General features: G+C 44.5%; 20 protein-coding genes. 9 read left to right on the top strand and 11 right to left on the bottom strand.

Annotation, left to right across the window (positions count from 1 at the left end; all coding sequences use genetic code 11):
• Window positions 1–75: 75 nt before the first annotated feature.
• The gene (locus OCV50_RS17610; RefSeq protein WP_261905108.1) at window positions 76–654 is read right to left on the bottom strand and encodes a hypothetical protein; all 579 of its coding nucleotides are present in this window, start codon (window positions 652–654) and stop codon (window positions 76–78) included.
• A gap of 188 nt (window positions 655–842) precedes the next feature.
• Window positions 843–2,441, bottom strand: coding sequence for an isocitrate lyase (locus tag OCV50_RS17615; protein WP_239839651.1), 1,599 nt, complete (start codon window positions 2,439–2,441; stop codon window positions 843–845).
• A gap of 131 nt (window positions 2,442–2,572) precedes the next feature.
• Here OCV50_RS17615 and OCV50_RS17620 point away from each other — a divergent pair, with 131 nt between their 5' ends.
• From OCV50_RS17620 to OCV50_RS17630, 3 genes are all read left to right on the top strand, one after another.
• Window positions 2,573–3,526 carry a LysR family transcriptional regulator gene (locus OCV50_RS17620; RefSeq protein WP_239839652.1) on the top strand — a complete coding sequence of 318 codons (954 nt, stop codon included), beginning with the start codon at window positions 2,573–2,575 and terminating at the stop codon, window positions 3,524–3,526.
• A 115-nt stretch (window positions 3,527–3,641) separates the two neighbouring features.
• Window positions 3,642–5,828 carry a malate synthase G gene (locus OCV50_RS17625; RefSeq protein WP_261905109.1) on the top strand — a complete coding sequence of 729 codons (2,187 nt, stop codon included), beginning with the start codon at window positions 3,642–3,644 and terminating at the stop codon, window positions 5,826–5,828.
• Window positions 5,829–6,172: 344 nt separating this feature from the next.
• Window positions 6,173–6,745 carry an aldolase/citrate lyase/malate synthase family protein gene (locus OCV50_RS17630; RefSeq protein WP_261905110.1) on the top strand — a complete coding sequence of 191 codons (573 nt, stop codon included), beginning with the start codon at window positions 6,173–6,175 and terminating at the stop codon, window positions 6,743–6,745.
• 95 nt (window positions 6,746–6,840) lie between these two features.
• Here OCV50_RS17630 and OCV50_RS17635 read toward each other — a convergent pair whose 3' ends face one another.
• The 3 genes from OCV50_RS17635 to OCV50_RS17645 all read right to left on the bottom strand — a co-directional run bounded on the left by OCV50_RS17635 (window position 6,841) and on the right by OCV50_RS17645 (window position 9,529).
• Entirely contained in the window at window positions 6,841–7,770 is a 930-nt protein-coding gene (locus OCV50_RS17635) for a M14 family metallopeptidase (RefSeq protein ID WP_261905111.1), read from the bottom strand.
• 378 nt (window positions 7,771–8,148) lie between these two features.
• Window positions 8,149–9,177, bottom strand: coding sequence for a dihydroorotase (pyrC, locus tag OCV50_RS17640; protein WP_261905112.1), 1,029 nt, complete (start codon window positions 9,175–9,177; stop codon window positions 8,149–8,151).
• A gap of 193 nt (window positions 9,178–9,370) precedes the next feature.
• Window positions 9,371–9,529, bottom strand: a complete 159-nt coding sequence (locus tag OCV50_RS17645) for a YqaE/Pmp3 family membrane protein (protein ID WP_032550463.1) — start codon at window positions 9,527–9,529, stop codon at window positions 9,371–9,373.
• A 218-nt stretch (window positions 9,530–9,747) separates the two neighbouring features.
• Here OCV50_RS17645 and OCV50_RS17650 point away from each other — a divergent pair, with 218 nt between their 5' ends.
• Window positions 9,748–11,589, top strand: a complete 1,842-nt coding sequence (locus OCV50_RS17650) for a hybrid-cluster NAD(P)-dependent oxidoreductase (protein ID WP_261905113.1) — start codon at window positions 9,748–9,750, stop codon at window positions 11,587–11,589.
• Window positions 11,590–11,747: 158 nt separating this feature from the next.
• On the opposite strand, the gene nadE is transcribed toward OCV50_RS17650, so the two are convergent.
• A complete protein-coding gene (gene nadE / locus OCV50_RS17655; RefSeq protein ID WP_261905114.1) occupies window positions 11,748–12,578 on the bottom strand; it encodes an ammonia-dependent NAD(+) synthetase in 831 nt (276 codons plus the stop codon).
• A gap of 107 nt (window positions 12,579–12,685) precedes the next feature.
• On the opposite strand from nadE, the gene OCV50_RS17660 reads away from it, so the two are divergent.
• The gene (locus OCV50_RS17660; protein ID WP_261905115.1) at window positions 12,686–13,207 is read left to right on the top strand and encodes a nicotinate-nicotinamide nucleotide adenylyltransferase; all 522 of its coding nucleotides are present in this window, start codon (window positions 12,686–12,688) and stop codon (window positions 13,205–13,207) included.
• Between the two features lie 27 nt (window positions 13,208–13,234).
• Complete coding sequence (locus OCV50_RS17665) at window positions 13,235–13,720, top strand: hypothetical protein (protein WP_261905116.1); 486 nt, start codon at window positions 13,235–13,237, stop codon at window positions 13,718–13,720.
• Window positions 13,721–13,830: 110 nt separating this feature from the next.
• Here OCV50_RS17665 and OCV50_RS17670 read toward each other — a convergent pair whose 3' ends face one another.
• The gene (locus OCV50_RS17670) at window positions 13,831–14,457 is read right to left on the bottom strand and encodes an AraC family transcriptional regulator (protein ID WP_261905117.1); all 627 of its coding nucleotides are present in this window, start codon (window positions 14,455–14,457) and stop codon (window positions 13,831–13,833) included.
• A 176-nt stretch (window positions 14,458–14,633) separates the two neighbouring features.
• Here OCV50_RS17670 and OCV50_RS17675 point away from each other — a divergent pair, with 176 nt between their 5' ends.
• Window positions 14,634–15,740 (top strand): 1-acyl-sn-glycerol-3-phosphate acyltransferase, encoded by a 1,107-nt coding sequence (locus OCV50_RS17675; RefSeq protein ID WP_261905118.1) that lies wholly within the window; start codon window positions 14,634–14,636, stop codon window positions 15,738–15,740.
• A 113-nt stretch (window positions 15,741–15,853) separates the two neighbouring features.
• Here OCV50_RS17675 and OCV50_RS17680 read toward each other — a convergent pair whose 3' ends face one another.
• On the bottom strand, window positions 15,854–16,453 hold the full coding sequence (locus tag OCV50_RS17680; protein ID WP_261905119.1) for a hypothetical protein: 600 nt from the start codon (window positions 16,451–16,453) through the stop codon (window positions 15,854–15,856).
• A gap of 130 nt (window positions 16,454–16,583) precedes the next feature.
• Between OCV50_RS17680 and OCV50_RS17685 the strand changes: the two genes are divergently transcribed.
• Window positions 16,584–16,856, top strand: a complete 273-nt coding sequence (locus tag OCV50_RS17685; protein ID WP_390905171.1) for a DUF1496 domain-containing protein — start codon at window positions 16,584–16,586, stop codon at window positions 16,854–16,856.
• A 29-nt stretch (window positions 16,857–16,885) separates the two neighbouring features.
• On the opposite strand, the gene OCV50_RS17690 is transcribed toward OCV50_RS17685, so the two are convergent.
• Window positions 16,886–17,185 carry a YfcZ/YiiS family protein gene (locus OCV50_RS17690; protein ID WP_239839663.1) on the bottom strand — a complete coding sequence of 100 codons (300 nt, stop codon included), beginning with the start codon at window positions 17,183–17,185 and terminating at the stop codon, window positions 16,886–16,888.
• Between the two features lie 529 nt (window positions 17,186–17,714).
• On the opposite strand from OCV50_RS17690, the gene OCV50_RS17695 reads away from it, so the two are divergent.
• Entirely contained in the window at window positions 17,715–18,176 is a 462-nt protein-coding gene (locus tag OCV50_RS17695) for a TetR/AcrR family transcriptional regulator (protein ID WP_032550453.1), read from the top strand.
• Window positions 18,177–18,443: 267 nt separating this feature from the next.
• On the opposite strand, the gene OCV50_RS17700 is transcribed toward OCV50_RS17695, so the two are convergent.
• Together OCV50_RS17700 and OCV50_RS17705 are read right to left on the bottom strand one after the other, a co-directional pair.
• The gene (locus OCV50_RS17700; RefSeq protein ID WP_261905120.1) at window positions 18,444–19,226 is read right to left on the bottom strand and encodes a heme ABC transporter ATP-binding protein; all 783 of its coding nucleotides are present in this window, start codon (window positions 19,224–19,226) and stop codon (window positions 18,444–18,446) included.
• Window positions 19,226–20,263: a FecCD family ABC transporter permease gene (locus tag OCV50_RS17705; RefSeq protein WP_261905121.1), complete on the bottom strand. Its 1,038-nt coding sequence runs from the start codon at window positions 20,261–20,263 to the stop codon at window positions 19,226–19,228. Before OCV50_RS17705 ends, OCV50_RS17700 begins: the two co-directional genes overlap by 1 nt.
• Window positions 20,264–20,298 lie beyond the last annotated feature (35 nt).

Below are 20,298 nucleotides of genomic sequence, written 5' to 3' on the forward strand. Positions count from 1 at the left end.
AGCAAACATTAAATGGTAAAGAGGACTCAATGAGTCCTCTTTTAAATTTGTTACTAGTCAAAGCTACCCGAGAAATCAGTCAGCCATTTCTGGTTCAAGCACTTCGTTGATACATGCGCGGCTGATGTCTTCATCGATATACGCCATACCGAGTTTGTTTAGGTAGTCCATTCTGTCTGCTGAGCGAAGATCGATATCTGGTCCTTCAATGCCGCACTCTTGATATACCTGAGCCAAGTGCGCCATAAAGTTCTCGCCAATGCTCATCATCAACAGGCTCATGGCGCCCACGTCCGGTCTTACTTTGACTCGTTGTTTTTCTGATAGGTTGACCGCCAGTACGATAGGTTGTTCATCACCTTCAAAACGCACGCTGCGTTCACGCACCGTTTGTTGCGCCCAGTAGTACGCCAGTTCTTTACTTTGAGTCAGGAACACAGGCTCAGTTGATTCTGTGTAGTTATTACCAATCGTGGCCATGGTTTTCTGTGCAGCTTCATTGAGTGCTTTATCTCCAGAGCGTTTAAGCCCTTGCCCTTTAATGGAAGCAAGCAAGGCTGACGAGGTTCCGTGATACCAAATATCACCGGTTGCAAAGCCATCGTCAGTTAGCAGTTCTTTTGCATCTTGTAAGTAGGTAGGTACAGAATTCATAGGCACTCTCAACAACATGAATGGTATTAGTTTAGCCAGAAAAGCGAGATGAAGCAGTGGTGTATCACGCAGTTCTGGCTTTTGAAAATATCGCAATTTGTTTGTTACCAAGCTTTCGGGGGATAAAAGCTTAGTAAGATGAGCCTCCCCTCTCACCAGGAGAAGAAGAGAGGAAGCTCGTTAAGCGATTAGTCAAATTGGTGCGAAGTATTCAACTCACCTGCAGCTTTCAGCGCGTTCTCACCCGCGAAGTACTCTTTGTGGTCATCACCCATATCTGAACCAGACATGTTTTGGTGTTTAACACATGCGATGCCTTGGCGAATCTCTTTACGCTGAACGTTAGCAACGTAGCCCAGCATACCTTGGTCACCGAAGTACTCTTTCGCTAGGTTATCTGTTGATAGCGCAGCCGTGTGGTACGTTGGTAGCGTGATTAGGTGGTGGAAAATACCGGCTTCACGAGACGCATCTGCTTGGAATGTACGGATTTTGTCATCAGCACGCTTAGACAGCTCAGTTTCGTCGTATTCAGCGCTCATTAGGCTTGCGCGGTCGTATGCAGAAACGTCTTCACCTGCTTCAACCATTGCATCGTATGCTTGCTGACGGAAGTTTAGTGTCCAGTTGAACGATGGAGAGTTGTTGTAAACCAGTTTTGCATTCGGGTGTACTGCACGAACGCCATCCATCATCTCTTTGATTTGACCAATGTGTGGTTTCTCAGTCTCAATCCAAAGTAGGTCAGCACCAGCGTTGATTGCTTCAATACAGTCAAATACACAGCGATCTTCACCAGTACCTTGACGGAATTGGTATAAGCCTGAAGGTAGACGCTTAGGACGAACAAGCTTGCCGTCACGGTTGAAGCAAACGTCGCCTTGCTTCATATCTGCTACTTCGATCTCTTCTACATCTAGGTAAGAGTTGTAGATATCGCCTTGGTCACCTGGCTCTTTCACTACTGCGATCTCTTTTGTTAGACCTGCACCTTGTGAGTCAGTACGTGCAACGATGATGCCGTTGTCGATACCTAGCTCTAGGAAAGCGTAACGAAGTGCGCGTAGTTTTGCGTGGAAGTCCGCGTGAGGTACGGTTACTTTACCATCTTGGTGACCACATTGCTTCTCATCTGCTACTTGGTTTTCGATCTGTAGACAACAAGCGCCCGCTTCAATCATTTGCTTAGCCATTAGGTAAGTCGCTTCTGCGTTACCGAAACCTGCATCGATATCCGCGATGATTGGCACAACGTGTGTTACATGGTTGTCGATTTTATCTTGAATAGAATCTTGTAGATCAACGTCACCTGCTTCACGCGCTGCGTCTAGTTCACGGAACAGACCACCTAGTTCACGAGCATCTGCTTGGCGTAGGAAGGTGTATAGCTCTTCAACTAGACCTGCAACTGTTGTTTTCTCGTGCATTGATTGGTCTGGAAGAGGACCGAATTCTGAACGTAGTGCCGCAACCATCCAACCAGAAAGGTATAGGTAACGACGATCGGTTTTACCGCCAAAGTGCTTTTTAATTGAAATCAGTTTCTGTTGACCGATAAAACCATGCCAGCAACCCAATGATTGAGTGTATTGAGAGCTGTCTTTGTCATAAGCCTCCATATCTGCACGCATAATGTCTGCCGTGTATTGCGCAATGTCTAGACCGGTTTTGAATTTATTTTGAGCACGCATACGAGCAGCAGATTCAGGGTTGATAGCATCCCATGGAGCACCAGCAGCACGTTTTGCAACTTCGATCATTTCGATATCTTGTGTGATTTGCGACATAACTATTCCTTAGTTTCACGTGGGGTATGTTTGCCAAATTTGGCTTGGATTAAAACTTTGCTATGGACAAAGAATAATCACACATGTGATAATTTTGTTAATTTATAGTTATTATATTCGGTATTTTTTATATGAATATTGCTCGTATAGACCTTAATCTACTTGTGTATTTAGACATGTTATTGCGAGAGCGAAATGTAACTCGCGCAGCCAAACAATTGGGTATTACTCAGCCAGCAATGAGTAATGGACTTCGTCGATTACGCGATCTTTTAGAGGACCCATTATTGGTGAGAACCAGTGAAGGGATGATACCCACAGAGCGCGCTCAAAAGCTTCAGCCATTGATTCGAAATATTCTGGCTAATGTAGAGAAGACATTGCAGCCAACCACCGAATTTCGGGCGGAGGACAGCGAACGCGTGTTTCGAATCATGGCGAGCGACTACGCAGAATCGACCATTATTCAGCCATTATTAAGAAGGCTGAGTGAGATCGCGCCGAAGATTCGTCTTGATATTATGACGCCCAGTGACGTGAGTTATCAGGACGTAGAGCAGGGCACCGTTGATATTATTATCAACCGTTTTGACAACATTCCTCAGTCGTTCCATCAGATGAGCCTTTGGCACGACGGGTTCTCCTGTTTGTTCAGTTGTGACAACCCAATTGCCGATGACTTTAGCCTTTTGTCGTATTTAAAAGCTCAGCATATTTGGGTAAGCAAGACAGGAATGGGTACCGGGGTCGGGATCAACCCAAGTGAAGCACAGAAATTAGGGTGGATAGATGAGGCACTGATGCGCATTGGTAAAACGAGAAACATTACCGTGTTTACGCGACATTATTTATCCGCGATTCTCTTCGCCCAACAAAAAAATCTGATTCTGACGATTCCAACAAAGGCAGCTCAGCTACAAAGAAACAACCCCAATTTGCTGATCAAGCCTGCGCCATTTGCTATCGAACCTTTCGAAGTGAAGATGGCATGGAGTCCATTATTACAGAGTAATCCCGACCATCAGTGGATGCGTCGTTTGATTAAAAGTGTCGCGAGTGAGATAGAGAGCGGCGTAACAGGATAGCCCGTTATATGGGTATTTTTTCTATGAATATTCACTATAAATGGCATAAATTAGCTAAATTTTGGTCAGTTACGTAGTTTATTAAGTAGTCATCGGTTAATTTGAGAGAGATTTTATGAGCAGTCGTATTCAACAGGGAAGCTTGAACATTGATAGCACCCTCTACCAGTTAATTAATGAACAGGTCATTCCGGGAACCGGTATTAATGCCGAAGATTTTTGGCAATCATTTGCTGATATCCTCAAAGACCTTGCCCCAAAAAACAGAGAGCTATTGATCAAGCGAGAAGACTTGCAGCATCAAATTGATGTGTGGCACCAAGAGCGTGCGGGTCAAACGTTGGATCCAGTTGAGTACAAAGAGTTCTTGCAGCAGATTGGTTACCTAGTACCAGAAGGTGATGATTTTGAAGTTACTACAGCGAGCGTAGAGCCAGAGATCGCGACTCAAGCGGGCCCACAATTGGTTGTGCCTATTATGAACGCACGTTTTGCGCTTAATGCGGCAAATGCTCGTTGGGGCAGTTTGTACGATGCCCTTTATGGCACAGACGTCATCAGTGAAGACGATGGTGCAGAGAAAGGCGGCAGTTTCAATCCAGTACGCGGCGCAAAAGTAGTCGCTTATGCTCGTGAATTTCTAGACGAAGCGGCACCACTTAATGGCGTATCCCACAAAGACGTCACAAAATACAGCATCAGTAATGTCAGCATTGGCAATACGCTGACCGCGACCCTAGAAAACGGCGAAGAAGTTACGCTTATCGAACAGGGGCAATTTATCGGCTACCGAGGCGATGCAAGCGCTCCTTCTTGTATTCTTCTTAAGCACAATAATTTACATATCGAAATCCAAATCGACCCAAGTGCCCCTATCGGCAGTGTCGATGCCGCTGGGGTTAAAGACGTTCTGGTAGAAGCCGCACTTACAACCATTATGGACTGTGAAGACTCCGTTGCAGCGGTAGATGGTGAAGACAAAGCGCTAGCTTACCGAAACTGGTTAGGCTTGATGAAAGGTGACTTGCAAGAGTCATTGGAAAAGAATGGAAAGACGATAGTTCGTAGCCTAAACCCAGATCGCCAATACACAAGTGTCAGCGGTGGTGAGATCTCTTTGAAAGGTCGAAGCATGCTGTTTGTGCGTAATGTTGGCCACCTAATGACTAACCCAGCCATCATTGATGAAAAAGGTAATGAAGTACCAGAAGGCATCATGGATGGCATGATCACTTCTCTCATCGCGATGCATGATTTGAAGGGTAATAGCCCATATCAAAACTCAACAGCGAACAGCATCAATATCGTAAAACCTAAGATGCATGGCCCAGAAGAAGTGGCGTTCACTAATGAGTTGTTTGGTCGAATCGAAGATGCCTTAGGCCTTGATCGTTTCACGATTAAAGTTGGCATTATGGATGAGGAGCGTCGTACCTCAGTTAACTTGAAAGAGTGTATCCGAGCAGCCAAAGACCGAGTGGTGTTCATCAATACTGGTTTCCTAGATCGCACCGGTGATGAGATCCACACTAGTATGGAAGCAGGCCCATTTGCTCCAAAAGCACAATTGAAAACCATGACTTGGATTGGCGCGTACGAAGATCAAAACGTCGATCTTGGTTTGGCATGTGGCCTACAAGGCAAGGCTCAAATTGGTAAAGGTATGTGGCCAGAGCCAGACAATATGGCCAAGATGATGGAAGCCAAGCTAGGTCATCCTAAAGCGGGTGCGAATACGGCATGGGTTCCATCGCCAACCGCGGCAACGCTGCATGCGCTTCACTACCACCAAGTTAGCGTACCAAGTCGTCAAAAAGAGCTTCGTGAGCGAGTACGAGCGAATGTCGATGACATCCTAACGATTCCATTACTGGGTAACCAAAAACTAACGGCTCAAGATATTCAGAGTGAACTTGATAACAACACTCAAGGTATTTTGGGTTACGTAGTGCGCTGGATTGACCAAGGTGTCGGTTGTTCTAAGGTGCCAGACATCAACGATGTCGGTTTGATGGAAGACCGTGCAACACTGCGTATCTCTAGTCAGCACATTGCAAACTGGATTCGTCACGGTATTTGTGATGAGGCACAAGTGATGGCAACCATGAAGCGCATGGCTGCTGTGGTTGATGAGCAAAACGCAGGAGACCCAAATTACCGTAATATGGCGGATGACTTTGAAAATAGCATTGCGTTCTCAGCTGCTTGCCAGTTGGTCTTCGAAGGTTGCGCTCAGCCAAGTGGCTACACTGAGCCTGTGCTTCACGCGATGCGCCTGAAATTAAAAGAATCTACCCAATAACAGATATCTAATAAAACGAATTTCACAAGAAAAGTGAAACTGTAAAATCCCTGTTATTAACCAAGCCCAAGGTGCCGCACTATTTAGTGCGGCTTTTTTTGTTTTAAATTTCAGTGGTATAGATTGACTCTTTGTCTGGTTTTAGCTCAGTCAATCAAGATGATCTTGCGCTGTAAAATTGACAAAATCTGTAAAATTAACACTGTGAAGTTTTTGTTGTGAAATTGTTTCTAAAATCGATGTAGTCTTTAGTTACTGCAAAACACAACGCAATAATCAATTAAAAACGGGTCGATTAAGCTTTTTGATCTAGATGGAATTTAAAGCCGTACGAGGGAAAGACTATGAACATGCTTACATTGGATAAAACAGAACTTCACAGAAACCATTCTACCTTTATCGCTGAAGCTGTCTTTGCTGTCGAAATGGTTAAAGCGGATAAACAGATGGAAAAGCAACGCATGGCGAAGCAACTGCTTGATACGCTTTTCCCTCTAGAAAACGGTTCGCACGAAGATGCAGTGAGCTACGAGATCGATTACCGTCACGTTCAAGTTTACTTCAAAAATGGCGAACACACGGGTTTGAAAAGAGCGAAGCACTTTGTGGCTTACGCAGGCGACAAATCTAAGCCTTCAGCAATCCTGTTCCGCGATGAAAGCGGCACACACGTTGAAGTGACTATAGGCGCTCGTGCTGGTACTGGTCGTCTAGAGCTAGTAAACATCGAAGATATTCAGCTAGAAACATGCACCACATTTGGTCAATCGGAAGAGAGCTACTCATCAGGCATTAGACACTGGGTTAGCTTGGTACAGGGTGATGAGAAAGGTCGACCAACAGCGTGTAGCGAAGATAAAGAGTACACGGCGAAAAGTGGTGACGACTACAGCCTAGGGTTTAGTTTTGCACTGTAAGGTGACTTCAACGAGGCGGGATAATCTTAAACCGTAGACATAAAAAAGAGCGACAGCATTTAATGCGAGTCGCTCTTTTACTATCTAGGGCTCAATTAAGCGTTTAGCTCATGCTTAATTACATACTCTAAGCCACCCACGATTGCCGCAACTTGAGCGTCATTACACTCTTCGTCAGTCACTTTGTCGCTGTCAGGGTAAACTTCAGTTGTTGTGCCGTATTTGCAGTTAGTTACGCCACCACACAGGCCAAGCTCCTTCATTGGATAATTAATCACACCGTGTTGAGTCACCTCTGAACCAATGATCTTGCCTGCCGCATCTGCTGGTGCGATATGAGTAACCTTCTCAACAGATGCGATAACTGCTGCTTGGAAGTCAGGCTGCGGGTTTTCTGTATCACCCACTGTGTAGAAGCCATCTGGGATCATACCTTCGATGTACTCAAGACCGTCACGCGCAGCGAGAGCAGGGCGGAATTCAGTTTCATCAGAGTCCGTTGTTTCATGAAGGTCTATGTGCATTAGGACTTCTTTAGGAAGAGAAGCAACGAGTGCACGTAAGTTCGCTGACTCTTCTGCAGGTGTATTGTCGTAGAAAGAGCGGTTTGGATCGACAGCGTTTGGATTCCAACGGTTAATCACTTCGTAACCCCAAGGGCTCACACAAGGTGCGATAACGATGTTGAAGTATTGGCTGTAGTGTTCTGCTTGTGTATCTGCGAACTTCAGTGCGCCATGAACACCGCTGGTTTCGTAACCATGAACACCACCTGTCACTAATACTGTTGGTTTGTTCTCATCCCAAGCCTTGGTCTTGATTGCGAATAGAGGGAAGCGCGTTTCGTCATAGCTGAGTGCGCCGTATTGCTCTAAGTCGAAACGCTCAGCCAGTGCTTTGATTTTTGGCACGACTTCTTGTTGGTATTCACGCTTGATTGTTTGGCTTTCACGCCATTGTCGACGTTCAGCTTCGCCCCATTTTTGTCCAGCAATACCGATAGGGTAAGTTGAAGAGGTGTGCATATCCATGTCCTATTAATTGAGCTAAGTATGTGTGGAGGATAAAGTGCAATAAGCAGTAAAACAATCAATTAGAAGGATGTTGATGAACAATTGACATAAAAGGCTTATTCTACCCGCAGAGTTTGGAAAGGGAGTGATTCCCAAAGGAAATATGATGCTAATTCTTATTCGTCTTTTAAAGCTTGCGGTTATTTGTGCGATATTTTTTTCTGCATTCGATTTGATTGAATATGGCCAAATTGAATGGGTAGGTCGGTTACTTAGTCGTATCTAGACCAGTCTAATCTTGCTTCAATAAAAATGCCGCTGACAGAAAGTTAGCGGCATTTTTGATTCTTGTTTAGTCGTCCCTTTGGGTGGGGATAGACGTCGAGGTGATTACTTTACTGTCCAAGCAATCGTCTCACCACCACGGATTGGCACTACGATGTCTGAACCAAACGGCATCGTTTCTGCTACGTTCCACTCCTCTTTAGTTAAAGTCACGGTGTCGGTGTTGCGCGGTACACCGTAGAAGTCTGGGCCGTTGTGGCTTGCAAATGCTTCTAGGTTTTCAAGCTTACCTTCTTGCTCAAATACTTCTGCATAAAGCTCTACTGCTGCGTGTGCTGTGTATGAACCTGCACAGCCACATGCTGATTCTTTCGCGTCTTTTGCGTGAGGAGCTGAGTCTGTACCTAGGAAGAACTTCTTGCTACCGCTTGTTGCAGCTTCAATGAGCGCTTGCTGGTGGGTGTTGCGCTTAAGGATAGGTAGGCAGTAGAAGTGTGGTTTGATGCCACCAACCAACATGTGGTTGCGGTTGTAGAGTAGGTGGTGTGCTGTGATGGTTGCAGCAACGTTTTCGTTGGCGTTCTTCACGAATGTTGCAGCATCAGCCGTTGTGATGTGCTCTAGGACAATCTTAAGATTCGGGAAGTCATTGACGATAGGTGCCAATACTGTGTCTAGGAACTCTTTCTCACGGTCAAAAATATCAACGTCGTGAGTCGTCACTTCACCGTGTACAAGCAGTAACATGCCGACTTCTTGCATCGTTTCTAGTACGTGGTAGATATTCTTCGCAGACGTCACACCTGAATCAGAGTTTGTTGTTGCGCCAGCTGGGTAAAGTTTCGCAGCAACAACGGCACCTGATGCTTTCGCTTTGCGAATTTCGTCAGGAGTGGTGTTGTCGGTTAGGTAAAGTGCCATCAGTGGCTCGAATTGCTCACTTGGCTTTTCTGCCATGATACGCTCACGGTAAGCCAGCGCCATTTCTGTATCAGTTACAGGTGGGACAGTGTTTGGCATGATTAAAGCTCGACCATTGTAACGGCTGATATCGCGAACTGTATCTTTCAGAACTTCGCCATCGCGTAGATGAACGTGCCAGTCGTCAGGACGAGTAATCGTAAGTTGTGTCATTGAAAGCTCCCACCAATTGAAATGTTATGTAGTTGGAGCCTAAACGAAGCGAAATCTGTGAAAGCAATCGCTTACGTTTAGGCGACAGGATGATAGTGGAAAAGCTGTTTTATTTCATCCTATTTTTACTACTTCATTGGTAGAAGCTTCGATCTCTAAGACTAAAAGTAATAATTGTATTAAATATGTTCGATTATCGAGTCGCAACCCATAACCCATGGATCATCCCCGGCACCCAGAAGAAAATCGTAAGTACAATGTTGATCAAGAGGTCTTTGCCTGCGCCGCGTGCGACAAACACACCTAGCGGTGGAAGAAGAACACATAGGATGATGACGAGTAGTTTATTCATGATAATTCCTTTTTATTCAATGAAGTTCTAGAGGTCTCACCTTGCAGGTTACTCTGAAGCTGCAAGGTCTCTATTTTTATAACACGACCAATGGTTAAAAGTATATTTAGCTCACTTCTCAATATAATAGCTGAATATCAAGTGTTTAGTGCGAGTCAGTTCCTAAAACTATGTGCATTTGTTAGCATTGTTAAAAATCTAATAACATTGGAGTCGTTATGTCAAAGTCCTCGGAAGTGCAAAGTCCTTATCTCTCTCAGGTGAATGTTTACCCTGTTAAATCAGTTGGTGGGATTTCACTATCAAGTGCATGGGTAGAGAAACAAGGTCTGAGTTTTGACCGACGTTTTATGTTGGCGCTGGCAGATGGATCAATGGTGACGGCTCGTAAGTACCCACAAATGGTGAAAGTGTCATCTAGTTTGCAACCTGATGGCTTGATTTTCACTTGTGAGGGTAGGCCTGCTCTGCGTTTGAAATACAGCGAGTTCAAAATGCAGGAGACACCGGCAACGGTTTGGAAAGACAATTTCATGGCTTACACCACCAATGATACTGCTGATGATTGGTTCAGTGATGTTCTTGGACAACGTGTCGAGTTACTGTTTACAGGTGAGCAGTCTAACCGTGTGCGTGAGAAACTTGGTCATAACGTAAGCTTTGCCGATGGTTACCCGCTTCTCATTATTAGCGAAGCATCATTAGAAGAGCTAAACCGCCGTAGCCCAGAGCTACATACCATGGACCAATTTCGCACTAACTTAGTGGTGTCGAATACGGAAGCCTTTGGAGAGGATGGTTGGAAACGAATTCGAATCGGTGAAGTCGAGTTTGAAGCGGTGAAGCCTTGCCAGCGCTGCATCTTAACCACGGTTGATGTGGATAAAGGTGAGTTTCGACCTTCCAAGGAGCCACTGAATACCTTCTCTCAATTCCGAGCTGATGAGACTGGGGGCGTTTTCTTTGGCCAGAATCTTGTCGCGAAAAATGAAGGTGTGATTAAAGCAGGCGATAAGATTGAAGTGCTTGAGACCAAGCCTAAAGAGCAGTATGAAGATACGTGGGTTGAGTCACTGCACTTAACATGTGTTGAACGTGAAGAGATCGCACGAGACTTCACCACATTTTGGTTAGAGCCTGTGAAAGGTGACAAGGTCTTACCTAGTTATCAGCCAGGTCAGCATCTTCCGATTGAAATGACTATCGATGGCGAAAAAGTTTCGCGTCGCTATACGCTGTCTTCTAGTCCATCACGAGCGGGTCGTCTCGCTATCTCGGTGAAACGTGTCGATGATGGTCGAATCTCAAACTGGTTAAATGATCATTTCCAGGTCGGTGATACGCTAGTGGCGCAAAACCCAGACGGTGCTTTCTACCTAGAAGAGAATCCAAGTCACCCACTATTGCTGCTTTCTGCGGGCAGCGGTGTCACGCCTATGCTTTCGATGCTGCGTTACCTTTCTGACCACAACCAAGTGGAAGATGTGGTGTTCTATCATCAATGCAGCAGTGAGTTGGACATTCCTTATCAACAAGAGATTCAAGAGATTGCCGATAAGCATCCAGGCCTGAAAGTGATTTACTCACTAAGTCAGCCTGCCAAAGATTGGCAAGGATTGTCTGGGCGCTTGAGTGTTTCTCACATCGCGAAAATCGACGATCTTCATCGACGCCAAGCATTTGTGTGTGGCCCAGATGGTTTCATGGACAATGCCAAAAAGATGCTGATTCAAATGGGCTTGAACCCACAGCATTACCATCAAGAAGCATTTGGTGTTAACCAAGCGACTGAAGAAGTGGTGAAAACCCTACAGTTGAGTGTGAATGGTTACCTGTTTGAAGGCAACAACCAAGGTACTCTGCTTGACCAAGCAGAAGCCGCGGGTGTTTCAATTGCGTCAAGCTGTCGAGCTGGATTCTGCGGGGCATGTAAGGTGACTCTAGAGTCGGGACAAGTGCATCAACCTGATGTTCCAGCCCTGCAAGATCATGAGCGTAACATGGGGCAAGTATTGGCGTGTTGCTGTGTACCACAAACTGATATTGAAGTTGTCGATTAAGTTGATGGCTTAGCCGAGAAAGGCCAATAGACGTTAGTAACAAAACGAAATAGCTAAAAAACGAAATGAAAAGGCCGACGGTGAACTCACCGTCGGCCTTTTGCTTAGCTAATCTCGTGTTTTATAGGTGCGTGATTTATTACGCCAGTAGCCAGAGTTTAGTCGTAGATCGTTGGGATCGGTTGACGTTTGTGCTGGGTCGCTTGGTAGATGCTTACTAGACGATCAGAAACCTCTTTAGACACTTCTTTGCCTTCAAGGAAGTCATCAATCTGGTCGTAAGTTAGGTTAAGTGCATCTTCGTCCGCTTTTTGTGGGTCGAGTTCTTCTAGGTCAGCTGTAGGTACCTTCTTAACCAGAAGCTCTGGTGCGCCTAGTGTCGCTGCTAGTTCACGAACTTGGCGTTTGCTTAGGCCAAATAGTGGTGCAAGGTCACATGCGCCGTCACCATGCTTAGTGTAGAAACCTGTGATGTTTTCTGCTGAGTGGTCAGTACCGATGACCAAGCCACCTACATAGCCAGCAATTTCGTATTGAGCAATCATACGAGCACGCGCTTTTACGTTGCCTTTCACAAAGTCAATCTTAGCTGAATCTGTTGGGAGTAGACCTGTGCCTTCAAGCGCAACATGAGACGCGGCATGCAGGCCATCTACGCCCGCTTTAATGTTTACTGAAACAGATTGAGACGGCTGGATGAAAGAGAGAGCTAGCTGCGCTTCATCTTCGTCTTTTTGCTCACCGTAAGGTAGGCGAACTGCAATAAACTGGTATTCGTTGCTGTTGCTTGATTCGTTAAGGCTGTCTACTGCTAGCTGAGCGAGACGTCCACATGTTGTCGAGTCAACACCACCGCTGATACCCAGTACAAGCGACTTACATCCTGATTGTTGTAGTTTGGTTTTGATGAACTCTACGCGACGATCTACTTCAAATTGAGCGTCAATTGATGGGAGAACGCGCATTTCATCACGAATTAACTGTTCCATTCGTATTCCTTTCCTGCAAGCAAATTGAAATCTAGTGTTATCATACCGAAATCAATAGAGATAAAAACCTCTTTACACAGTGAGATAAAAGAAGGCAGCAACAAGCGATGGAAAAAATAGCGGTTTTTGGTAGTGCATTTAACCCACCAAGTTTAGGGCATAAAAGTGTCATTGAATCTTTGGTGCACTTCGACCGAATTTTATTGGTACCGAGCATTGCCCACGCATGGGGGAAAACCATGTTGGACTATGATATTCGATGTCAGCTTGTTGAGGCATTTATCAATGACTTGGCTATTGAGCAAGTTGAACTATCTTTAGTAGAGCAAAGTTTGTACACCCCAGGTGAGAGCGTCACAACGTACGCGGTATTAGAAAAGCTTCAAGAATCTCATCCAATGGCCGATATAACTTTTGTCATCGGGCCGGATAACTTCTTTAAGTTCTCGTCTTTTTATAAGTCAGACGAGATCACTGAGCGTTGGTCTGTGATGGCTTGCCCAGAAAAAGTAAAGGTTCGTAGCACCGATATCCGCAATGCGATAATAAATGGTGATGACTTTACAAATTTGAGTACAAAGTCAGTTACAAACATCTTGCAAGATGGTGGGCTGTATAAGACAATGTAGCCCTTAATCCTAAGAGGTCAGAGCACTATGCTAAAAAGAGCACTCTTAACGACAAGCTTCGTCGTTACCTTCAGCCTGCACGCGCATGCTGAATGTGATCTATTCAGCCTAGACTCGATCATGTTTGACTCTGATGAGCAGACAACATGCCTCAACTTTTCAGACAGCCTTGAATCTTTCAGTCAACGAATGCTGAGCCTGAGTGGTTTCAGCGATGAAACGGAAGCATCTTCAAATGACTACTGGTCTGATTGGGTACTGAAAACTAAAGATTCACCTATCATCACCCAAAGTATTAGCTCAAATTATGTTGGTTTGGGTATGTGGTTCCCTGAAGATCTCGAAGACAAAAAGTACGACATGACCACAGAAGAGTGGATCCTAAACCATGGCTTGCAGTTGAGTATTGGCTTTGGTGAGAAGTCAGTGGGTGAACCTCGTATGCGTTTCGATTATCGTTGGCACGATGCTAGAGAAGCCGACATGATGATGCAGATAGAGTTCCCGTTCTAACATAGCGCATCTCAAGCAAGATATAGACTGTAGAAAATCAATCCGAATTAAAAAAGCCGCGACACTCATTGTGTTCGCGGCTTTTTGTGGTTCTGGCTGATGATTTCAGTTTATAGCGTATCGCCAAACACAAGCATACATAGCTGCTCAAATTCTTCGGTTTGACCTGAGAACAACTCATCGATCACTTTCTCTTTCTTCTGGCCAGATTGCATGCGCTTTTTCGCTTCACGCATTACCATCACAAGCGTCTGTTCTTGAGAAAGTGGCGAGTCTTCAATATTCCAGCTATTGAATCGCTGAGATAATTCGCTTTCACACAGCAGTGGCTTAAAGGTCAACACCTCTTGCTTAACGACCGCTAGCAGCTCTTTGAAGGTAGGGGATGCGTTGTTGGTGTCTTTGTTTTTAACAGCCAACGTTGCCAGCTTATCGAGCAGCGCTTGAGACAATGGCGTTTGGTTAACGTAGCCCGCTTGCTTAGGGAAAGCATCGGTTAGGCGTACTGAAAAGTCGACGCGAGCGATCCGAGTGTTTGGAAAGTAGGTCAGTGAGGTTAAACAATCAAATGGGATCCAAAGGCTCTGGCCTGGCTCAATTGCGTGTTCCTGTTTACCAATCTTAATCAAAACTAATCCGCTTTCAACGGATACAAGGCTATGTTTTACCACTTTTTTTCTAGGAGTGATTTCTAGGTGGGAGTAGTAAGCCGATGTGTATTCGATAGCGAAGTTCATAGAAGGTCCTTAGTTTTGCGGCCGCTAAGATTACCGTTAATTTTAACGTATGCCAACAATAATGCAGGTAAATCCGATGTTTCTGGTCTGACCTTGTCAAAAGTATGGGCTCTGTAGCTGCGAGAAAGCAAAACAATGCGTAGAATGAGCCAGCTTTTTATTAGATGTAGTGAAAAATGACCTCTCAGACTGATCCATATATTGATATTCGTCCTTATAACGACGATGAAATTCCTGCTGCACTTGATCGCCTAATTAATGATGAAGAATTCATCAGCGCGATCCTAAACTATCGTTTCTCTAACCACGCAGCTTGGTTCCAAGCCATTATGAGCCCAATCTTGCGTGTTTATTTGAAAATGAAATGGAGCAAGCTGCAGAGCGTAGAAGCGATTCAGATCGAAGTAAAAAAATACCTTCGTGATACGTTAGCTAATACGACTAAAGGTGTGACTTACACTGGGCTTGAGTCGTTAGATCAAAACCAGTCTTACCTTTTTGTCTCTAACCACCGCGATATCGCCATGGATCCAGCTTTGGTTAACTACGCACTGCATCAGCAAAATCACAATACATGCCGCATTGCGATTGGTGATAACCTGCTTAAGAAACCATGTGCGACTGAGCTTATGCGTCTAAACAAGAGCTTTATTGTGAAGCGCTCGCTAAAAGGCCCGCGTGAGATGATGAAAGCGCTTGGTCAACTCTCTTCTTATATCAAGCACTCTCTAGATACTGGAAACTCTATCTGGATTGCGCAGAAAGAGGGACGTGCGAAAGATGGCAACGACTTCACTGATCCAGCAATCCTTAAGATGTTCCACGTTGAAGGACGTAAACAGAAAGTCGCATTCGCCGAGTATGTAAAATCGCTGAAAATCGTTCCGGTTGCGATCTCTTACGAAAATGACCCATGTGATACTGCTAAAGCGCTGGAGCTGTTTGAAAAAGACGTCAATGGTTCATATGAGAAAGGTGAATTTGAAGATATCGAAAGCATCATTCAAGGTATTGTTGGCAATAAAGGCCATGTACATGTTGGCTTTGGTTCAGTGATTGAACAAGATTTTGAAACACCTGAAGCATTGGCTGAAGAGATTGACCGTCAGATCCATGAGAACTATAAGTTGTTCCCAGTTAATCTGCTTGCAGCAGACAAAGAAGACGATAGCATCACTGACGCAGTAAAACGTGAGTTCGAAGAGAAACTGTCAAGCATTCCTCAAGGTGCTCATCAGTACCTGATTGATAGTTATGCTAACCCGGTAAAGAATGTCGGTTAATTTAGTCTCTTAGTTTAACGACTAGCTTAACGACGAACTTGTGAAATATAAAAAGGAGCGTAATGCTCCTTTTTTGATCGCTTTACATAACAATCCGCCATGCCGGAAGCTGTTTATCGGGCTACGGCGCCCCCCAAGTTTAGTGTCGTTGGCCACTTGCTAATAACATTCCCACCAAGATAGATATTGCCATTCACTGTCATCACATCGGGAAACTGCGTAATCGCAGAGCCACCTATATAGAGGTTACCTTCAACTACGATACCATTTGGTAATTCGGCCAATGGGGTTCGGATTAAGCTCAAGTCGCCTTTTACACGGAATCCATTTGGCAACTTCTTTAGGGGTGTATCGGTGAAGTTGATAAACCCACCCACCTTGACTCCTTTCGGCCAGTTTTGAATCTGACTACCAAGTAAGTTGGCATAGCCTTTGATGGAAGTACCCGATGGTACACGACTGAGTGAGCTGTTGGCGGCTTGTAGGCTACCACCGATTTCTAGCCCTTTGGGCAGTCGTTTTATCGAAGTTTTCTCTATATTTAAATTACCTTTGACGATCAGCCCACTTGGTAACTCTGTATACGGCTTATTGCGTAGATAGAGATTTCCGTAATTGTCGAGATGATTCAATATTTGATAGTGATCGAGGGGCAGGGAATAACTATTTGATATGGTGAGTAAGCACGCAAGCAATGTGACAATTCTGAGCATAATGGCGATCTTCTAACAGAGTTGTGCTTACTATATCGGAATTTGCATACGAGCCCAGAAATATTGCCAATAATTGTTAATTTTAGCCAATTAAAAAGAGAGCGAAATATAAGTGAAAAGATTAAATGCAATTAAAGTCATATCTTTGACAGTAATCGCGGGTCTATTTGGGAATAACGCAAACGTTTATGCCGATAATATTATTTCGGTACCAGCGAAAAAAGCCGTGATTGTTTCACAAAAGAATACGCACCCAAGGGTCTGTTATTATGACGACAAGGCATACAGCTTAGGGGCTGTGTTAGAAATATCTGGTGTTGTGATTCAGTGTGCTGAGCAGAATGATTTTGAGTCAAATGGCGCACTTTCCTGGAAAACTCTCGAAAAAAAAGACGAGCAATAGGCTCGTCTTTAACAATTGAGTAGGGCGCGTTATCGAGCGATTGAACGAGTTTTTAGTTCAAAAATAATCTTCTCAGCACTTACTTCGAACTTAAAACGTGTACGTAGTTCGTTGCTTTCTTCTGTTAGATCCGTTGATTCAAACTCAACGCTGCTTGAAACTTGTTTAGCTAAATCAATGTACTTAGCTAGCTCTGCTTCCATTGCTTCTTTCGAGTTACCGTAGATTACAACTTCCGCTACATCGTCGCCTTCTTTAATGATGAAACCCATTTCGCCTGCACAACCGCAAGCTTCGCATACATCATTAGTGCCAACATCTTGGTTCATAAATAATCCTCTTACAAAATCTGCGGTTATTTTACCGAGCAATTTGATCTGTATCTACAAAAATTAAATCCTTTGGCCTATCTTGCATTGGTATGCTATGTTGTTTGTTGAGGAAAACAATGAGCATGGCGTTTTATAAATGTGAATATGGGTGTGATCAAGCTCATATTTTTCTGAAAATTAGTGTCATTAATTTGTCAGAATATCATTCAGTTAGTTGCACCCTGAATGATTTTATAAGAGTATCTATCGCTTGATAGGTATTTATATAATGAATTTATTGTTTCGCATTTCATATTCTAAGCGGTTATTTTAAAACACTGCTTTAGAACGGTAAGGTGATTTCCGAAGACGAATTAAACAAAGTGCGCAAAGACGCAACACTGTAAAATTGGTCGTACAGAGTATTGTCGTGCTTTTAGGCGTAAATACTTGCGAAAAATCGCCTTACTCACATAATGCTGATAACGATTTTCATTCTGACTTCATTTGATGAGTTAGATGGATTTACAAAAAGAAGAGCCTGAATATGCCAAAGCGTAGTAAAGAAGATACAGAAATCACTATCCAGAAAATCATGGATGCCGTAGTTGACCAGCTACTAAGACTGGGTTACGACAAAATGTCATACACGACGTTGAGTCAACAAACGGGTGTTTCTCGTACTGGTATTAGCCACCACTTTCCAAAGAAGACAGATTTTACGGCAGCGCTTGATGGTCGTATCTTCAAAATGTTCATGGAACACATTGATTTTGAAAATGGTCTAGATGCATTTTCTGATAGCTGGATTAAAGCCCTGGAAGATGCTGAGTTCCTAGCAATCTTACGCCTGCTATTCCACCATATCGTTACTTCAGAAAGCGCACACGAGTTCGCAGCAAACGGTATTGATCGTCTATACAAACTGACTGAAACTCAGTTTGGTGACACAAGTGGTAAAGAACTAGAATGGTTAATTGGTAAGTCTCTGATTCAAATGAGCAAATAATCCATTGAAAGAAAAGCTCCTCATTAGGAGCTTTTTTTGTGCCTGCTGTTTCATGATCTACAATCCTTTGGCTCTTATGTTTGACCTAAAGACAATGAGGTAACCACGTTAAAAGGTAATGAATTTGGCACATCTAATCGTTCGATTTTTTGTGAATCTTTAGCAAGAACACCTATTGTTGATTTGGACAATAGCTTAAATGGCCGTGAATGGCGTTTTATGCCTTTAGAAACTAAAAAGAGCACCATGAGGTGCTCTTTTTGTTTTTTAGCCAGCAGGATGGACTTGAGGGAAGCTCATCGTTGGGTGTTTTTCGACGATACTTCGATATCCATAGACGTCTTCAATCATCTCAGGCTTTAGTGCCTCCCACGGCGTCCCATCACAGACGAGCTGTCCATCTTTCAGAACCACTAAACGATCCGAATATTGCGCCGCTAGGTTTAAGTCGTGGAGCACTACAATCACCGCTGCGTTTTGTTCGTCAGCCATCTTACGGGCGATTTTTAACGTGTTGTGTTGATGAGCAAGATCAAGAGCTGAGGTTGGCTCATCGAGCATCAATACACATTGATCGCCTGAATGGTGCAGTTGAGTTAACACGCGAGCTAAATGCACACGCTGTTTCTCACCGCCTGAAAGCGATGGGTACAGACGTTGAGCCAGATGAGAGACATCTGCAGTTTCCATTTTCTCTTGCGCGATTCTAGTCAGTGCTCGGTTGGGTTCTTGTAGTGGAATGCCACCAAGCTCAACTACTTCGTTCGCGAGGAATGGGAACGTGAGCGTACTGTGCTGTGGGAGCATGGCTAAATGCTTGGCCAGCGTACTCGGTGACCATAGTGATCTGTCTCGACCAAAGTAATTGATGTGACCTTGGCTTTCAATCTCTTGGCATAACGCCTTGAGTAATGTGCTTTTTCCAGCACCATTTGGGCCAAGAAGTGTGGTGACTTTACCTGCTTCGATCTCGATAGAGACATTATCGAGAATAACTTTACTGCCAAACTTTACATGAATGTCGCTGGCTTTTAAGGCTGGGGAGTGCATTACAAAATTCTCCCTTTTTGTTGGAACAGTAGATAGAGGAAAAATGGTGCGCCGATGATCGCGGTGACAATGCCAACCGGTAGTTCGGCAGGTGCTAGTACCACGCGTGAAAACATATCCGCAGCGGTCAGTAATAGCGCGCCCAATACTGCTGATAATGGAAGTAAGATGCGGTGATCTGGACCTGCGAGCATGCGACCCAAGTGAGGAATTACTAGGCCAATGAATCCAATCATACCCGATAGGCTTACCGTAATACCCACGCCTGCTGCCGTCAGCAAGATCAACTGGCGTTTGAGCTTTTGAACGGGAATACCTAAGTGTTGTGCTTCTGATTCTCCTAGTAGTAGGGCGTTTAGCGACATGGCTTGGCGATAAAATAAGATAAACAGTACAACCAAGGTAACAAGGGCCAAAATGATCCCTGACCATTTAGCTCCTGCCAATGACCCCATCGACCATAGAGAAAGATCCCTAAGCATTTGATCATCAGCGATGAAGTTTAAAAAGCCAATACCAGCACCTGACAGGGCGCTAATCGCGACGCCTGCCAATAGCATGATGGTCACGGAAGTACCGAACTTGCCTGTACCCAGCTTATAAACTAAAAGTGTCGTTAACGCGCCGCCAAGGAAAGCAAATACAGGAACCGCAGCAAAGTTCATGAAACCTGGGTAGTTAAGGGTCAATTCAGAAAAAAGAACGATTGCCAGCGCTGCACCTAATGCAGCACCTGCAGAAACACCAATGATCCCCGGCTCTGCTAATGGGTTTCTGAACAGCCCCTGCATAACAGCGCCACATAGCGCCAATATTGCACCAATCACCATACAGAGAATGGTTCGAGGCAGTCGGATCTCTTGAATCACGAGGTTGATGTGAGGAGCAAGTTCGTTGTTTGGGATAAACAAGCTAGCCGCACTGTCACTCAAGCTAATGTTCATTGGCCCAACAGTAATCGAAAACAAGGCAATGAAGACTAAGGCGATACCAAAGCCTGTCATTGAGGTTTTTAAAGGGACGGTTCTTAACAGCATAATGAGAGCCTTAAACTAAACGCACAATCAGTAAA

The organism is Vibrio fortis, from assembly GCF_024347475.1.
Classification (GTDB): Bacteria; Pseudomonadota; Gammaproteobacteria; order Enterobacterales; family Vibrionaceae; genus Vibrio; species Vibrio fortis.

Coding starts and splice junctions, on each gene's coding strand:
- OCV50_RS17610 (WP_261905108.1), bottom strand. CDS start 654: ATGAATTCTGTACCTACCTACTTACAAGATGCAAAAGAACTGCTAACT.
- OCV50_RS17615 (WP_239839651.1), bottom strand. CDS start 2,441: ATGTCGCAAATCACACAAGATATCGAAATGATCGAAGTTGCAAAACGT.
- OCV50_RS17620 (WP_239839652.1), top strand. CDS start 2,573: ATGAATATTGCTCGTATAGACCTTAATCTACTTGTGTATTTAGACATG.
- OCV50_RS17625 (WP_261905109.1), top strand. CDS start 3,642: ATGAGCAGTCGTATTCAACAGGGAAGCTTGAACATTGATAGCACCCTC.
- OCV50_RS17630 (WP_261905110.1), top strand. CDS start 6,173: ATGAACATGCTTACATTGGATAAAACAGAACTTCACAGAAACCATTCT.
- OCV50_RS17635 (WP_261905111.1), bottom strand. CDS start 7,770: ATGCACACCTCTTCAACTTACCCTATCGGTATTGCTGGACAAAAATGG.
- pyrC (WP_261905112.1), bottom strand. CDS start 9,177: ATGACACAACTTACGATTACTCGTCCTGACGACTGGCACGTTCATCTA.
- OCV50_RS17645 (WP_032550463.1), bottom strand. CDS start 9,529: ATGAATAAACTACTCGTCATCATCCTATGTGTTCTTCTTCCACCGCTA.
- OCV50_RS17650 (WP_261905113.1), top strand. CDS start 9,748: ATGTCAAAGTCCTCGGAAGTGCAAAGTCCTTATCTCTCTCAGGTGAAT.
- nadE (WP_261905114.1), bottom strand. CDS start 12,578: ATGGAACAGTTAATTCGTGATGAAATGCGCGTTCTCCCATCAATTGAC.
- OCV50_RS17660 (WP_261905115.1), top strand. CDS start 12,686: ATGGAAAAAATAGCGGTTTTTGGTAGTGCATTTAACCCACCAAGTTTA.
- OCV50_RS17665 (WP_261905116.1), top strand. CDS start 13,235: ATGCTAAAAAGAGCACTCTTAACGACAAGCTTCGTCGTTACCTTCAGC.
- OCV50_RS17670 (WP_261905117.1), bottom strand. CDS start 14,457: ATGAACTTCGCTATCGAATACACATCGGCTTACTACTCCCACCTAGAA.
- OCV50_RS17675 (WP_261905118.1), top strand. CDS start 14,634: ATGACCTCTCAGACTGATCCATATATTGATATTCGTCCTTATAACGAC.
- OCV50_RS17680 (WP_261905119.1), bottom strand. CDS start 16,453: ATGCTCAGAATTGTCACATTGCTTGCGTGCTTACTCACCATATCAAAT.
- OCV50_RS17690 (WP_239839663.1), bottom strand. CDS start 17,185: ATGAACCAAGATGTTGGCACTAATGATGTATGCGAAGCTTGCGGTTGT.
- OCV50_RS17695 (WP_032550453.1), top strand. CDS start 17,715: ATGCCAAAGCGTAGTAAAGAAGATACAGAAATCACTATCCAGAAAATC.
- OCV50_RS17700 (WP_261905120.1), bottom strand. CDS start 19,226: ATGCACTCCCCAGCCTTAAAAGCCAGCGACATTCATGTAAAGTTTGGC.
- OCV50_RS17705 (WP_261905121.1), bottom strand. CDS start 20,263: ATGCTGTTAAGAACCGTCCCTTTAAAAACCTCAATGACAGGCTTTGGT.